General features: G+C 54.6%; 16 protein-coding genes, 1 riboswitch and 1 other annotated feature (1 of these 18 running past the window's edge). Of the genes, 15 read left to right on the plus strand and 1 reads right to left on the minus strand.

Features of this window, described 5'->3' with window-relative positions; genetic code table 11:
- Positions 1-180: a binding site (T-box leader), on the plus strand; it begins 63 nt to the left of the window's first position.
- 99 nt (positions 181-279) lie between these two features.
- The 3 genes from metG (at position 280) to cobO (ending at position 3,260) form a co-directional block, all read left to right on the plus strand.
- A complete protein-coding gene (metG, locus tag DESHY_RS08760; protein ID WP_008412058.1) occupies positions 280-1,833 on the plus strand; it encodes a methionine--tRNA ligase in 1,554 nt (517 codons plus the stop codon).
- 72 nt (positions 1,834-1,905) lie between these two features.
- Entirely contained in the window at positions 1,906-2,709 is an 804-nt protein-coding gene (locus tag DESHY_RS08765; protein ID WP_008412060.1) for a TatD family hydrolase, read from the plus strand.
- A 23-nt stretch (positions 2,710-2,732) separates the two neighbouring features.
- Positions 2,733-3,260: a cob(I)yrinic acid a,c-diamide adenosyltransferase gene (cobO, locus tag DESHY_RS08770; RefSeq protein ID WP_008412062.1), complete on the plus strand. Its 528-nt coding sequence runs from the start codon at positions 2,733-2,735 to the stop codon at positions 3,258-3,260.
- Positions 3,261-3,389: 129 nt separating this feature from the next.
- Here cobO and DESHY_RS08775 read toward each other — a convergent pair whose 3' ends face one another.
- Positions 3,390-4,418, minus strand: coding sequence for a DUF3794 domain-containing protein (locus DESHY_RS08775; RefSeq protein ID WP_008412064.1), 1,029 nt, complete (start codon positions 4,416-4,418; stop codon positions 3,390-3,392).
- 129 nt (positions 4,419-4,547) lie between these two features.
- On the opposite strand from DESHY_RS08775, the gene DESHY_RS08780 reads away from it, so the two are divergent.
- The 12 genes from DESHY_RS08780 (at position 4,548) to yabG (ending at position 13,915) form a co-directional block, all read left to right on the plus strand.
- Positions 4,548-5,459, plus strand: coding sequence for a 3D domain-containing protein (locus DESHY_RS08780; RefSeq protein ID WP_008412067.1), 912 nt, complete (start codon positions 4,548-4,550; stop codon positions 5,457-5,459).
- A 139-nt stretch (positions 5,460-5,598) separates the two neighbouring features.
- On the plus strand, positions 5,599-6,531 hold the full coding sequence (locus DESHY_RS08785; RefSeq protein WP_008412069.1) for a 3D domain-containing protein: 933 nt from the start codon (positions 5,599-5,601) through the stop codon (positions 6,529-6,531).
- A 95-nt stretch (positions 6,532-6,626) separates the two neighbouring features.
- A riboswitch (TPP riboswitch) is annotated at positions 6,627-6,724 on the plus strand.
- Positions 6,725-6,853: 129 nt separating this feature from the next.
- On the plus strand, positions 6,854-7,660 hold the full coding sequence (thiD, locus tag DESHY_RS08790) for a bifunctional hydroxymethylpyrimidine kinase/phosphomethylpyrimidine kinase (protein WP_008412070.1): 807 nt from the start codon (positions 6,854-6,856) through the stop codon (positions 7,658-7,660).
- Between the two features lie 41 nt (positions 7,661-7,701).
- Positions 7,702-7,902, plus strand: a complete 201-nt coding sequence (gene thiS, locus DESHY_RS08795; protein ID WP_008412071.1) for a sulfur carrier protein ThiS — start codon at positions 7,702-7,704, stop codon at positions 7,900-7,902.
- 2 nt (positions 7,903-7,904) lie between these two features.
- Positions 7,905-8,672, plus strand: a complete 768-nt coding sequence (locus tag DESHY_RS08800; RefSeq protein WP_008412072.1) for a thiazole synthase — start codon at positions 7,905-7,907, stop codon at positions 8,670-8,672.
- A 13-nt stretch (positions 8,673-8,685) separates the two neighbouring features.
- Complete coding sequence (thiH, locus tag DESHY_RS08805; RefSeq protein ID WP_048818016.1) at positions 8,686-9,792, plus strand: 2-iminoacetate synthase ThiH; 1,107 nt, start codon at positions 8,686-8,688, stop codon at positions 9,790-9,792.
- 10 nt (positions 9,793-9,802) lie between these two features.
- Positions 9,803-10,432, plus strand: a complete 630-nt coding sequence (thiF, locus tag DESHY_RS08810) for a sulfur carrier protein ThiS adenylyltransferase ThiF (RefSeq protein WP_008412074.1) — start codon at positions 9,803-9,805, stop codon at positions 10,430-10,432.
- Positions 10,425-11,090 (plus strand): thiamine phosphate synthase, encoded by a 666-nt coding sequence (thiE, locus tag DESHY_RS08815; RefSeq protein WP_008412075.1) that lies wholly within the window; start codon positions 10,425-10,427, stop codon positions 11,088-11,090. Before thiF ends, thiE begins: the two co-directional genes overlap by 8 nt.
- Positions 11,091-11,162: 72 nt before the next feature.
- The gene (gene rsmA, locus DESHY_RS08820) at positions 11,163-12,047 is read left to right on the plus strand and encodes a 16S rRNA (adenine(1518)-N(6)/adenine(1519)-N(6))-dimethyltransferase RsmA (RefSeq protein ID WP_008412076.1); all 885 of its coding nucleotides are present in this window, start codon (positions 11,163-11,165) and stop codon (positions 12,045-12,047) included.
- A 70-nt stretch (positions 12,048-12,117) separates the two neighbouring features.
- Positions 12,118-12,588, plus strand: coding sequence for a ribonuclease H-like YkuK family protein (locus DESHY_RS08825; RefSeq protein ID WP_008412078.1), 471 nt, complete (start codon positions 12,118-12,120; stop codon positions 12,586-12,588).
- A gap of 86 nt (positions 12,589-12,674) precedes the next feature.
- On the plus strand, positions 12,675-13,031 hold the full coding sequence (locus tag DESHY_RS14615; protein WP_235695548.1) for a hypothetical protein: 357 nt from the start codon (positions 12,675-12,677) through the stop codon (positions 13,029-13,031).
- The gene (gene yabG, locus DESHY_RS08830) at positions 13,001-13,915 is read left to right on the plus strand and encodes a sporulation peptidase YabG (RefSeq protein ID WP_008412080.1); all 915 of its coding nucleotides are present in this window, start codon (positions 13,001-13,003) and stop codon (positions 13,913-13,915) included. The genes DESHY_RS14615 and yabG overlap by 31 nt, the downstream gene beginning before the upstream one ends.
- Positions 13,916-13,944: the final 29 nt, after the last annotated feature.

The raw sequence follows: 13,944 nt of genomic DNA on the forward strand, positions 1-13,944 counted from the left end.
GCCCGCAGGAAAAGCCGGTTGAACATGGCCCCGGAGTTGCCGGTTCGAAGGATGTCAGTAGGGCCGGCCGGTGAAGCACCGTTAACTGCTGTGCCGTGCTGTTTAAGCACGCTGAGACTGCCGCCGCAAGGCGGTAGTGAATCAGGGTGGTACCGCGGGTTATCTGGCCTCGCCCCTGCCAGGGGGCGGGGTTTATTTTTGGCCAGGGGGAATTTTAAACTTAATTTGCCAGGCCCATTCATTTATTAATTAAATTAATTCAGGAAGGACGGATATACTTTGACAAAAGCCGGTTTTTATATTACCACACCCATTTATTACCCCAGCGACAACCTGCATATCGGACATGCTTATACTACGGTGGCGGCGGATGCCATAGCCCGCTACAAGCGGCTTACCGGCCATGAAGTCTGGTTCCTCACCGGTTCGGACGAACACGGACAAAAAATTGAACGGGCGGCCAAGGCCAAAAACCAAACCCCCAAGGAATATGTGGATCATATTGTTGAGGGATTTAAAAGGCTGTGGCAGCGCCTGGATGTCAGTTACAATGATTTTATCCGTACCACTGATGAACGGCACCGCAAAGTAGTACAGCAGTTTTTCCGGCAGCTATATGACCAGGGCGACATTTACAAATCGGCATACGAAGGGTGGTACTGCACACCCTGTGAGACCTTTTTCACCGAATACCAGCTGGCGGAGGGCAAATGCCTTGATTGCGGGCGGGAGGTAGAAAAAGTGCGGGAGGAAAGCTATTTCTTCCGGATGTCTAAATACGCCGACCGCTGGCTCAAGTTTATAGAAGAAAACCCGGACTTTATTCAGCCGGTTTCCCGCCGCAACGAGATGGTCAGCTTTGTTAAACAGGGTTTGGAAGACCTGTGTGTATCCAGAACTACCTTTGATTGGGGCATACCGGTACCCTTTGACCATAAACACGTAGTGTATGTGTGGGTAGATGCTTTAACCAACTATATTTCGGCCCTGGGCTATGGTACGCAGGATGACAGCCTTTACCGCAAATTCTGGCCGGCGGATATTCACCTGGTAGGAAAAGATATCGTACGTTTTCATACCGTTATTTGGCCCATTATGCTGATGGCTCTGGGTTTGCCCCTGCCTAAAAAGGTAATCGGCCATGGCTGGCTGCTGCTGGACAGCGGCAAGATGTCAAAATCCAAAGGCAATGTGGTGGATCCCCATGTGCTGGTGGATAAATACGGGGTGGATGCGGTGCGCTATTTCCTGCTGCGGGAACTGCCCTTTGGCTCGGACGGCCTGTATTCCGAGGAGGCTCTGGTGAAGCGTATTAATATGGATTTGGCCAACGACTACGGCAACTTGCTGTCCCGTACGGCCACCATGGTGGAAAAATACCTGCAGGGCGTTCTGCAGCCGCCTGCTGCTCCGGCAGGGCCGGATGCCGAACTGATTGAACTGGCCACCGCAACTCCCCGACTGGTGGCAGAATACATGGATAAATTTGAGCTGGCCAACGCCCTGGCCGCCATCTGGCAAATGATCGGCCGGGCCAACAAGTATTTGGAAGAAACCGCCCCCTGGACACTGGCTAAAAACGGTGAGACCGAACGGCTGCAGACGGTATTATACAACGTGGCGGAAGTTATTCGTTTTGCCACTGTTATGGCGTCACCCTTTATGCCCCACCTGCCCGCCCGCGTGTGGAACCAACTGGGCATAGCCGATCAACCGGCGCTGCACACCTTGGAAAGCCTGCGCTGGGGCAAACTGCCCGCCGGCACCGCGGTAAAACGAGGGGAGGTTTTGTTCCCCCGCATCGACCTAAAAACGCTGGAGCAGCAGGCCTGATCAGGCGGGCCGGGACGAGGCTGCAAAATTACTTGATACGTGAGGGAAATGGGGAGAACAGGAGGGTTTATTATGTTGATTGACTCCCATGCCCACCTGGATAACGAACGTTTTAACCAGGATCGCCCGGAGGTGATGACCCGCTGCAGCCGGGAGCTGACTGCGCTCATCAATGTGGGCTATGACCTGGCGTCGTCTCGCCGGTCTATTGCCCTGGCGGAAAAATATCCCTTTATTTATGCGGCTGTAGGCGTGCATCCCCATGATGCCAAGGACGCACCGGCGGATTACCGGCAGCAGTTAACGGAGCTGGCGGCTCATCCCAAGGTGGTGGCGGTGGGTGAAATCGGTCTGGATTATTATTATGACTTATCCCCCCGGGAAGTTCAGCAAAAAATATTTCGTGAACAATTGCAGTTGGCCAAGGAACTGCAGCTGCCCTTTATTATTCACGACCGGGACGCCCACGGCGATATTTTGCAAATCCTGCAGCAAGCCGCCCCGTACCCGGCCGGCGGGGTTATGCATTGTTTTTCGGGCAGCTGGGAGGTGGCCCAGGCCTGCCTGAAACTGGGTCTGTATATTTCCCTGGCCGGGCCGGTTACTTTTGCCAATGCCGGCAAGCTGCAGGAGATTGCCCGGCGGGTTCCCCTGGAGCGGCTGCTGGTGGAAACCGATTGCCCTTATCTAACCCCTGTACCGCACCGGGGCAAGCGTAACGAACCGGCCTATGTACGCCATGTGGTGGAGTACATTGCCCGGCTGCGGCAGATGCCGCCGGAGGAGCTGGCATGCATTACTGCCGGTAATACGGTTAATTTATTTAAATTACCCGTCAGCCAAGGCGGCCGGCCGGCGAATTTTCAAGGCCGGTAGAAACCTTGCAGGGGGGATTGGGTGTGTCGGAAAAGGGTTTGGTTTTGGTATTTACCGGGGACGGCAAGGGTAAAACCACCGCTGCCCTGGGGTTGGCCCTGCGGGCCTGGGGGCATAACCGGCAGGTTTTAATGCTGCAGTTTATTAAGGGGCGGATTTGTGGCGAGCACCTGGCGGCCCGGCGCCTGCAGCCGGGTTTGCAAATTAAGCCCCTGGGGCAGGGGTTTGTTAACTTAAAAGACCCGCTTGCAACAGCCCGGCAGCGCCAGGCAGCCACACAGGCGCTGCAGCAGGCCGCCGAGGCAATCCGGTCCGGCCGCTATCAACTGGTAATTCTGGACGAAATTCTGTATGCCCTTAAATACGGGCTGGTTGCTGCGGATGATGTGCTGGAACTGCTGGATAACAGGCCGGACAGCCTGCACTTGGTGCTTACAGGCCGGGATGCGCCGCCGGAGATTATCCAAAGGGCTCACCTGGTGACTGAGATGAAGGAAATTAAACACCCCTACCGGCAGGGCATACCGGCCCAGGAGGGGATAGAATATTAAGGGGAGGAACCTTTTTGGGTTTCTCGGTGCGTAGGCCGGAGCTAAAGGGGATCATAAACCACCGCAGTTTTTGTCATAACTTTGAGAGGAGGAACTTTAAAAAGGTTCCTCCTCTCGTAGTTTCTTCCGTTAACTGCCTCCTGCCTGGCCGAAGGACAGATCGTCAATCAGGACAGCGCAAGTATTCCAGGGCTGCGGCGTAAAGGTAAAGCTCACTGTGGCGGCGGCGGTACCTGCCGGTGCGGTGCCGTTAACCCTGAACTGCCGGTAGGTATCATTAAGCTGCTCGGATGTAATGGTTTGCTGGGCAGTACCGGTAGGGTTGCCGGCGGCATCCAGAAACTGGATTTGGGCGGTTAAAGTAAAGTGGCAGGGATCCCGGGGCACTTCTACAGAACGGGCCCAGAAGGTTAATTCATAGGCGGCCCCGGGCAGCACATCCGGTATCGTACGGGACATGGCGGCCGGCAGGGTAGGACAGCAGCCCGGCTGAGCAGCCTGGCCGGTGCGTCCGTAGGGGCTGGGGCAAACGTTGACGCATTGCCACAAGACCGGGCAGTTGCCGAGCCACTCCTCAAAGGCTTCGTCCTGAATGCCAAGGGTGGCGGCAGGTGCACAGCCGTTGGGGAAAACAGAGACATACAACTGGGTTTGTTCAACTATTTTTAAGGTGAAGGATACATCCACCACCTGCTGGATGCGGGAGGGTCGGGGTAAATCGAAGCTGACGTTAACATCCACGTTGCGGAAAGATATTTCTACGTTCTGTGGTTCCAGCACAATAAGGGGCGGCGACAGGGTGACGGATTTGGTAAAATCAATATCCTCACTCAGATGACGGACATCATCATGTTTATCTACATAAAAAATTTGTTTATGAACGGTACCGTGAATGTTTATTTTGCGGATTTCCCGGGGTTGATTGCCGCATTGGGGATCACCAAAGTGCACCGTAGCCTTCGGGCTGTTGCACACCCCGTCTTTGGTGGGGGCAGTAAATACCGGGTCAGCTGCCAGATCCCGCACCACCACATCAATATGATCTACTTTTTTAACTGTTTCCGGAGGGCAGGTTACGTTATCAACCGATACCGACCCCACCGTTTCTCCCACTACCACCGGCAGTTTCACCAGCTGGCAGACAGTGCCGTTGGGCATATGCCAATACCTCCTCATCATTGTTTATCCTTGTGGTCAAGCTCGGCGGGCAAGCATGACCGGCTGCTATATTATATTCACTGACCGGCCAAACAAGGCGTGTCCCCTTAATAAACAGAGCCGCTTTTTGTGAAAAGAGGTATGGCTGCCGGCGGCCGGCATATACATGATGGTAAGAAGTTGAAAGCGGAGGGGGGAACTACCATCGCCAGGAAATTTTGCGTAATTTGGCAGGACAAGGGATGTCGGCTTCTCCTGGGGTTATTGTTTGGTTTTGCGGCAATGCTTTTAATTTGCCTGACCTGGGGCAAACACCTGGTAATTGTAGTTGACGGGCGAGCCATGCCGCTGCTGCAGTTCCGGGGCACGGTGGCAGATGCTCTGGTCAGGGCAGGAGTAACCTTGGGAGAAGCCGATATAGCAGAACCCGGGCCGGCCTGCCGGGTGTTCAACCAGCAGGTTATCAGAGTCTACCGGGTAACCGGCGAAGAACTGGTTGAACCGCAGCTGGTGCCTTTCCGGGTGGAGCGAAAAATTGACCGGTCACTGGCACCCGGCCGGCAAAAAGTTTTGCACTACGGCAGTTACGGGTTAGCGCATCATTATATCCGGGTTACTTACCGGGACGGCCGGGAGGTAAAACGGCAAACGGTGAGCAAAAGGGTGATCAGGCAGCCGCAACCCATGGTGGTGGCCTATGGGCCTAATTACACCGTTTCCCGGGGCAGTTTGCCCGGCGGGGCGGTGCGCGCCAAGTTTAACCCGGAAAAAGGCAGCCGGGTGCTGACTGCCGTGTCCACCGCTTACACCCACACCGGTCACCGCACCGCCACCGGCATTTATCCCTACGAAGGGGTAGTTTCAGTGGATCCCCGGGTGATACCTCTGGGCACCAGGTTGTATGTCGAAAATTACGGTTATGCGGTGGCGGCGGATACAGGGGGCAGCATTAAAGGCAACCGTGTCGACGTATTTTTTAACACTTACCAACAGGCTATCAACTGGGGCAGGCGGACAGTTAAGATTCATATCCTGGATTGACCGGCCGCCGGCACCGAAAATTCTGCCGTATTCTGCCAGGCCTGCATGGAATTTGTATGAATTTTTGGGAAGGTTTACCATACAAAAGGGACGAATATGATTGGCATAAGCAATTTGTCCCCGAGAGGAGGTAAACCTAATGAATTGGTGTCCGGTGGAATGGCCTACCCGCAGCCCCGGCCGCACGGCACCCAAAATACAGGCCGGACAGGCCGGCCGCCAAGCGGCCAGAGCAGGTCTTTTAGGAATCCTGGTGTTAATTTTATTGGCGGCAGCGGTGGTGGGTTATGCCCGGTGGTCGGGCCGACTTGCCTGGCCGGCTCCCTTACGGCAGGCCGGAAACTTTTTAAAAGAAACAGTAACCGGTGAAGTCCCGGTTACCTTAACTGTGGACGGCCACACCAAAGCGGTGCGAACCACGGCCCGCAGTGTGCAGGAAGTGCTGGCCCGGCAGGGTGTTGTACTGCAGCCGGATGATCTGGTGACGCCCGCCCAGACCGTATTGTTAAAAAAAGATATGGCCATTAAGGTGACCCGGGTGACAGTGAAAACCATCACCCAGGAAACGGCCGTGCCGTATATAACAGAACGGATTGCCAATCCTGAATTGCCCGGCGGGTTTACCCGGCTGGTAAAAAAGGGTCAGCCGGGCAGGCAGAGAGAAACCTGGCGTATTCGCTATGAAGACGGCCGGGAGGTATCCCGTACCTGTGTGGACAAAGAAATTATCCAGGAACCTGTCAACGGCCTGCTGCAATACGGTACCGGCAGCAACGTCAGCCGGGGCGGCCAGTGGTTGCGGGTCAGCCGATCGCTGGACATGCTGGCTACCGGCTATACCTATACCGGCAACCACACTGCCACCGGCAGTATACCGGGGCCGGGCGTAGCAGCGGTAGATCCCAACGTTATCCCCCTGGGCAGCAGTTTATATGTGGAAGGGTATGGCAGGGCCACTGCTCTGGATACCGGGGGCGATATTAAAGGAAACCGTATTGATTTATTTTATGATACTAAAGAAGCGGCTCTCCGTTGGGGTGTCAGAAAAACCCGGGTATATGTACTGGAATAACAGGGGGAAAAGCCTCCTTTTTGTTTGTGTAATTTTATGGAAAGAAAAACATGTTGCATTTTGGGAAAAATAATGTATGATAGGAATAACTTCATAACACGCCACAGGGGAGCGAAAGCTGAGAAAGGTTAAGACCTGACCCTCAATACCTGATCTGGGTAATACCAGCGAAGGGAGTGATGCAAGACAGAGTTGTAAAGGTGTGCTTTCCTATGGTTGTGAAAGCGCGCCTTTTTTGTTTGTGCAGCCACCCCGGCAGGCAGTTGTCAAAGCGCCCGGGGAGGTGGTGGCTGCTTAAAAATCATTTTCCAGGAGAGAAGCCATGAAACATGTGTTAACTGTTGCCGGTTCTGATTCCTGCGGCGGCGCGGGGATCCAGGCCGACCTGAAAACCTTCAGTGCCCTGGGTACTTACGGCATGAGCGCCGTTACGGCAGTTACGGCCCAAAATACCACCGGGGTTTTGATGGTGCAGGAAATGCCGGCAGATCTGGTGGCGGCCCAAATCAACTGTTTGTTTGACGATATAACGGTAGATGCGGTAAAAATCGGCATGGTATCCAGCAGCGAAATCATTGCCACCGTGGCCGGCTGCTTAGCGGCTAAAGGGGCACGCCATATTGTAGCAGACCCGGTGATGGTATCAAAAAGCGGCCATCAATTGCTGCAGCCCGCCGCCTGTGCAACATTGATTGAGTTGCTGCTGCCCCTGGCGGATGTGGTTACCCCTAACATACCGGAGGCAGAGGTGCTTATTAACGGAAGCATTAACACCCTGGCCGATATGAAACAGGCGGCGCGGGAAATTTACCGGCTGGGGCCCAAGCATGTGGTGATTAAAGGGGGGCACCTGGCAGGGGAGGCGGTGGATGTGCTGTATGACGGCCGGCAGGTGGAATTGTTTGCCGGGCCGCGCTTAGCCACCCGCCATACCCACGGTACAGGTTGTACTTTTGCAGCCGCCATAGCGGCCTATTTGGCCCGTGGCTTTACGGTTAAGGAGGCGGTGAGGGCGGCCAAGGCATACGTTACCACAGCCATTGCCCACGGGCTGCCCCTGGGCCGGGGCCACGGACCGACGCACCATTTTTATGCCTTATATAAACAGGCCGGTGTTTTGCCCGAGTGACCCGGCCGGGCGGGTTAAATAACTGTACGGGGGTGAAGCAAATGAAGATTTTTTTAAACGGAAAGGAACTGGCGGTAGAACCGGGCAGCACCGTTGCCTGCTTGCTAAACCGGCGGGGGCTGCGGCCGGACAGCATCATTGTGGAATACAATTACCGGCTGGTTAAGCAGGATGAGTGGGCAACCATCATCTTGCAGGAAGGCGACAATATCGAAGTCTTGCGCTTTGTGGGAGGAGGATAAGCATGGATCTTTTTCGCATTGGCGGTCGGGAGTTAAGCAGCCGCTTGTTCTTAGGCACCGGCAAGTATGCGTCCCGGCTGATTCCCGAGATTATGGAAGCGGCAGCGGCCCAGGTGCTGACGGTGGCCATGCGGCGGGTGGATACAGCAGGAGAGGAGGAAAATATTTTACGCTATGTACCCGACGGTTGTATTATCATGCCCAATACTTCAGGGGCCAGAAACGCCCGGGAAGCGGTGCGCATAGCCCGGCTGGCCAAGGCGGCAGGCTGTGGCAACTGGGTCAAGGTTGAAGTAATTGCCGACAACCGGTACCTGCTGCCGGACAACTACGAAACCATTAAGGCCACAGAAATCCTGGCTGCCGAGGGGTTTCAGGTATTCCCTTATATGAGCCCGGATTTGATGGTGGCCAAAGAATTGGCCCGGGCCGGGGCGGCGGCTGTCATGCCGCTGGGAGCCCCCATTGGCAGTAACCGGGGGCTGAAAACCAAAGAGCTGATCCGTATTCTCATCGAGGAAATTCCTTTGCCTATCATTGTGGATGCAGGCATCGGCAAACCGTCGGAAGCTGCCGCAGCCATGGAGATGGGCGCAGCGGCGGTACTTGTTAATACTGCGGTGGCCACCGCCGGGGATCCCGTTATGATGGCACGGGCTTTCGGCCTGGCTGTGCAGGGGGGACGGGCCGCATACCTGGCGGGCCCGGGGGAAAGCCGCCGGTTGGCCAGTCCTTCTTCGCCGTTGACAGGGTTTTTAAGAGAAAATTAAGGGGTTGGGGGCAGTGAGTTTTTACCGGACCTATTTGTCTTACAGCAAACTTGATTTTGAGGCTTTTTTTCGCCGCGTAACACCTGACCGGGTTGCCGGCATTCTTCATAAACAGCGGCTGTCACCGTTGGATTACCTGACTCTGCTGTCACCGGCGGCCGAGGATTTTTTAGAAGACATGGCGCAGCGGGCATACCGGCTGACAGTTCAGCATTTTGGCCGGACGGTTCTTTTATATACCCCCATGTACCTGGCTAATTACTGCACCAACCGCTGTGTCTACTGCGGCTTTGCCGCCCATAACCAAATTAAGCGGGAAAAAATGACCCTGGCAGAAGTGGCGGCGGAAGCCCGGCTAATTGCTGCCGGCGGCCTCAGGCACATCTTAATCCTCACCGGGGAGTCCCGGCAACATACGCCGGTATCGTATATCCGGGATTGTGTGCAGCTGCTCAAAAAATTCTTTACCTCCATCAGTATTGAAATATATCCTCTGGCACAAGAAGAATACCGGGAGCTAATTGCGGCCGGGGTGGATGGCTTAACTATCTACCAGGAAGTTTACAACCCGGAGGTATACCGGCAACTGCACCTGGCCGGCCCCAAGCGGGATTATCTTTGGCGCCTGGATGCCCCGGAGCGGGCCTGCCGGGCCGGCATGCGCAGTGTTAACGTGGGGGCCCTGCTGGGACTGCATGACTGGCGTTCGGAAGCCTTTTTCAGCGGCCTGCATGCCAATTACCTGCAGAGCTGTTTCCCGGCGGCGGAGGTCAGCATATCGCCGCCCCGCCTGCGTCCCCATGTGGGGGGAATGCTGCCCCGGGTGGAGGTCAGCGACCGCAATCTGGTGCAATATATCCTGGCCTTTCGTTTGTTCATGCCCCGGGGCGGCATTACCCTGTCTACCCGGGAACCGGCCCTGCTGCGGGATCGCTTGTTGCCCCTGGGGATAACCAGGATGTCTGCCGGCTCCTGCACAGCGGTGGGGGGACGGGTAAAAGAAACCGTTTCAGAAGGGCAGTTTGCCATTGCAGACCACCGGGATGTTCAATCCATTGTCAGCATGTTGTACCGGCAGGGCTACCAGCCGGTTTTTAAAGACTGGCAGTGGTTGGAATGAGGGGTGTGCCGTGAACAGGTTCGTTAAAGCGCTGGGCAACTTCTGGTCGCCGGCTCAGCTGGCCAGGCTTCAACAAATCAAGATAGGTATTGCCGGGGCCGGGGGATTGGGCTCTAACGTTGCCCAGTTCCTGGCCCGCAGCGGCTGCCGGCACTTGAAAATAGTTGATTTTGACCGGGTGAGTTATAGCAACCTGAACCGGCAGTTTTTCTTTTACAGGCAGGTTGGCGAGGCTAAAGTAACGGCTCTGCAAAACAACCTGCGGCAAATTAACCCGGATATTAAAACAGAAGTACTGCAGCTGGCCGTTAGCCAGGATAATGTGAAGACGCTGTTTGCAGATTGCCATGCGGTGGTGGAGGCACTGGATCAGCCGGCCTTTAAAAAGCTGGTGGTGGAAGCATATTTAGACACCGGTAAGCTGCTGGTGGCGGCTTCCGGGTTGGCCGGCTGGGGCAACACAGATGGCATCCGGGTGCACCGTATTAAAGATAACTTTTTCCTGGTGGGCGATTTGGTTTCCGAAGTGCAGCCCCACCGGCCGGCGCTGGCCCCGGGGGTGGTTATCACCGCTGCTAAACAGGCGGATGTGGTCATAAGCTACTTTTTAGGGGAAGGCGGGGGCAAGCAAGATGATTAAACGTGGGTTAGCCGAGTTTCTAAAACCGGGTCTTTATGGCATTACCGCCGAGGCCCATGCCCGGGGCAGGGATAATATCCGGGTGGTGCAGGATATGCTGGCGGCCGGCATTAAAATTATCCAGTACCGGGAAAAAGAAAAAAGTGCCCGGGAAAAATACCTGCAGTGCCTTCGCATCAGAGAACTGACCCGCCAGGCCGGGGCGGTTTTTATTGTCAATGATCACGTGGACCTGGCTTTACTGGTGGATGCTGACGGAGTGCACATCGGGCAGGATGATCTGCCGCCCGACCAAGTGCGTAAATTGGTGGGGCAAGAGCGGCTGATCGGCTTGTCCACCCACTCGCCCGCCCAGGCCAGAGCCGCCCGGGGGGCCGGGGTGGATTATATCGGGGTAGGCCCTCTGTTTGCCACCCGCACCAAAAAAGATGTTTGTGACCCGGTGGGCCTCTCCTACCTGGATTATGTGGTGAAAAATATAGATTTGCCCTTTGTGGCCATCGGCGGTATTAAGGAGCATAATATCGGACAGGTAACCGCCCGGGGTGCCCGCTGCGTTGCCCTGGTTACAGAAATTGTGGCCGCACCGGACATTCCGGCTAAGGTGGCTGCCTTGCGCCAGGCCATGGCAATTAACAATGATCTAACGACAATTTAATTAGTAACGGGATTGACATACAGGATATAATAAAAATATAGAATAAACTATCAGGAAGGATCGGAACCTACATTGCGGGAATTAACTTCGCCCTCCGCCGTCAGGGAAATCATCCGGGCCCACGGTTTTAAGGTGCGCAAGGCCCTGGGGCAGAATTTTTTACTGGATGCCAACATTATTGAAAAAATTGTGCAGGCTGCAGAACTTTCCCGGGAAGACTTGGTGTTTGAAATCGGTCCCGGCCTGGGTACTTTAACCCGCCGGTTGGCCCGGTCAGCCGGACAGGTTATTGCAGTGGAATTGGATACCAACCTGTTGCCCATTTTGGCAGAAACACTGGCCGATTTTCCCAACACCCGGGTGGTGCACGGGGATGCCTTGCAGGCGGATTTTGACAAACTGGCCGGTGAATATGCGGGCGGCATTTTCGGGCAACCGGGCCGGGGTTACAAGCTGGTGGCCAATCTGCCCTATTATATTACCACGCCCCTGCTGATGCACCTGTTGACGGGCGGTTTTAACCTGCAGTGCCTGGTGGTAATGATGCAAAAGGAGGTAGCGGACCGCTTGCTGGCTCCCCCGGGTGGTAAGGACTATGGCAGCCTTAGCGTGGCAGTGCAGTATTATACTGTGCCGGAGGTAGTGGCCAGAGTGCCCAAAACCGTCTTTTTTCCGGCACCCGAGGTAGACTCAGCGGTGGTTCGTTTAACCCGCCGGGCGGTGCCGCCGGTGCAGGTGACCAGCGAAGCGTTGTTTTTTAAAGTGGTGAGGGCCGCCTTTGGCCAACGGCGCAAGACCCTGCTTAACTCTTTAACGGGTTCCGGCCTGGCTGCCCGGGAGAACTGGCTGCAAGTGCTGGCAGCGGCGGGTATTGACCCGGCCCGGCGGGGCGAAACTTTGACCATGCAGGAATTTGCCGCATTGGCCAATGCCTTTCAGCAGCACCTAGGGGCTTAAGTTAGTGCCGGTTGGACGGGTAATACATATTTAACCTTTATACCCAATAGCTTATATGCCGGAGGCAGTTATGATGTTTATCAGCCCTTCCAAAGGTAAATTAAGTTTTGAAGAGATGATGGAGGATATTTTAACCTATATTAAGGGCCTCCCGTGCTCTTCGTATAAAATTATTGTGGGCACCGATTCGCAGGTACGAGGTGAAACCTGTTTTGTCACGGCTGTAATTGTGCATCGCAAAGGGAAGGGCGCCCGGTTTTATTACCGGAAAAACATCCAGCGCAAAATTAAAAGTCTCAGGCAAAAAATTTTTTACGAAACCAGCATGAGCCTGGAAATGGGCGCGAAAATTACTTCTTTTCTGGCCCGGGGCGGTGCGGCGGGCATCCATGTGGAAATTCATATTGATGTAGGCCATCATGGCGAAACTAAGGATTTAATCCGGGAAGTGGTGGGTATGGTAACCGGCAGCGGCTTTGAAGCTAAAATAAAGCCGGATTCCTTTGCCGCTTCCAGTGTAGCAGACCGGTACACCAAATAAAGCGATGCTAAAACCCCTCAAAGCAAACCCCGTCCGACGGGGTTTGCAGAGTGGCGACAAATCTTATCGGTGGTTTATGATCCCCTTTGGCTCCGGTCTACACCGACAGCACTATGATTCGCTTCGGTGGCCCTTGGGGTCGCCTCAAACGGGCCCTCCTGGCCCGGTTCGACTGGCGCCCACGTCCTGTGGGCGCCACCCCAAGGGCTCCTTCGCTCATCAAGTGCTGTTGCCGGTGCTTCGACAAGCCGCCGGCAGGGGATCATAAAACCACCTTGACATTGTTTTGCAGCCTTTGTCTACAGTCTGAAACCCCGTCCGACGGGGTTTTTCTTTTTCTGCCCGGTTTTGCCCGGATGCACAAACCTTCCAGTGGTTACATAAGATGGAGCAAAAGAAAGGGGGGAACACAGTGTCCAAAATACAGGAGGGTGACATTGTAGCCCGTAAATCTTACGGCAATGATGTATTTTTTAAAGTCACCGGCATTTTCCGGGGGGATGACGGCAAGGACTATGCTGTTCTCAAAGGACTTGATATCAGGTTATTTGCCAGCTCGTTAGTTGATGATCTGATCAAGATAGATCCTAAAGATGTAGCCCAATATTGGACGAAAACCTTGAAAAATAATGCCGAAGTAATGGATCGGGTAATGAAAAGGCGCCTGGCCGAAAGAAAACATCGGCTGCAAAGATGTACCGACGGTTTATGCCTGGCGGGCCGGTCAAAGGACAGCGACCGGACCGGGGGGAGTGAAATCGAGGGTTTTGATGTGCCCGGTTCAGTACTGCACCTGGACGGAGATAAAGATTACCTGGATTTATGCATGACCACTTACCGCAACCTGTCCATCCCGGCCTTTGGCTATGCGGTGGAAGAAAAGGAGCAGCCCAAAAAAGTACTGGCGCTGCTGGAGAAACACTACCCGGATATCCTGGTACTGACCGGGCACGACGGTATAAAAAAGGGAGCCAAAGATTATAAGGATGTTAATAACTACCATAACAGCAAGTATTTTATTGAGGCAGTAAAAATTGCCCGCTCCTTTGAAAAAAGCAGGGATGACCTGGTGATTTTTGCCGGTGCCTGCCAATCATGCTATGAGGCCATTTTGAGCGCCGGGGCCAATTTTGCCAGTTCGCCCAAAAGAGTTTTAATTCATGCTTTTGACCCGGTATTTGTGGTAGAAAAAATTTCTTACACCTCCATCCACGACCCCATTGCCATCCGGGACATTATCAAAAGCACCATTACCGGCTTTGACGGCATTGGCGGCATTGAAACCCGGGGCAAGCACCGCCTGGGTGTGCCCCGAACAGAATTTTAAACGGCAGTACCCCTTCCTAAGAACCCGCA

The sequence above is a fragment of the Desulforamulus hydrothermalis Lam5 = DSM 18033 genome, from assembly GCF_000315365.1.
Classification (GTDB): Bacteria; Bacillota; Desulfotomaculia; order Desulfotomaculales; family Desulfotomaculaceae; genus Desulfotomaculum; species Desulfotomaculum hydrothermale.

Coding starts and splice junctions, on each gene's coding strand:
- thiE (WP_008412075.1), top strand. CDS start 10,425: ATGATTAAACGTGGGTTAGCCGAGTTTCTAAAACCGGGTCTTTATGGC.
- thiS (WP_008412071.1), top strand. CDS start 7,702: ATGAAGATTTTTTTAAACGGAAAGGAACTGGCGGTAGAACCGGGCAGC.
- DESHY_RS08785 (WP_008412069.1), top strand. CDS start 5,599: ATGAATTGGTGTCCGGTGGAATGGCCTACCCGCAGCCCCGGCCGCACG.
- DESHY_RS08775 (WP_008412064.1), bottom strand. CDS start 4,418: ATGCCCAACGGCACTGTCTGCCAGCTGGTGAAACTGCCGGTGGTAGTG.
- DESHY_RS08765 (WP_008412060.1), top strand. CDS start 1,906: ATGTTGATTGACTCCCATGCCCACCTGGATAACGAACGTTTTAACCAG.
- DESHY_RS08800 (WP_008412072.1), top strand. CDS start 7,905: ATGGATCTTTTTCGCATTGGCGGTCGGGAGTTAAGCAGCCGCTTGTTC.
- DESHY_RS08825 (WP_008412078.1), top strand. CDS start 12,118: ATGATGTTTATCAGCCCTTCCAAAGGTAAATTAAGTTTTGAAGAGATG.
- thiD (WP_008412070.1), top strand. CDS start 6,854: ATGAAACATGTGTTAACTGTTGCCGGTTCTGATTCCTGCGGCGGCGCG.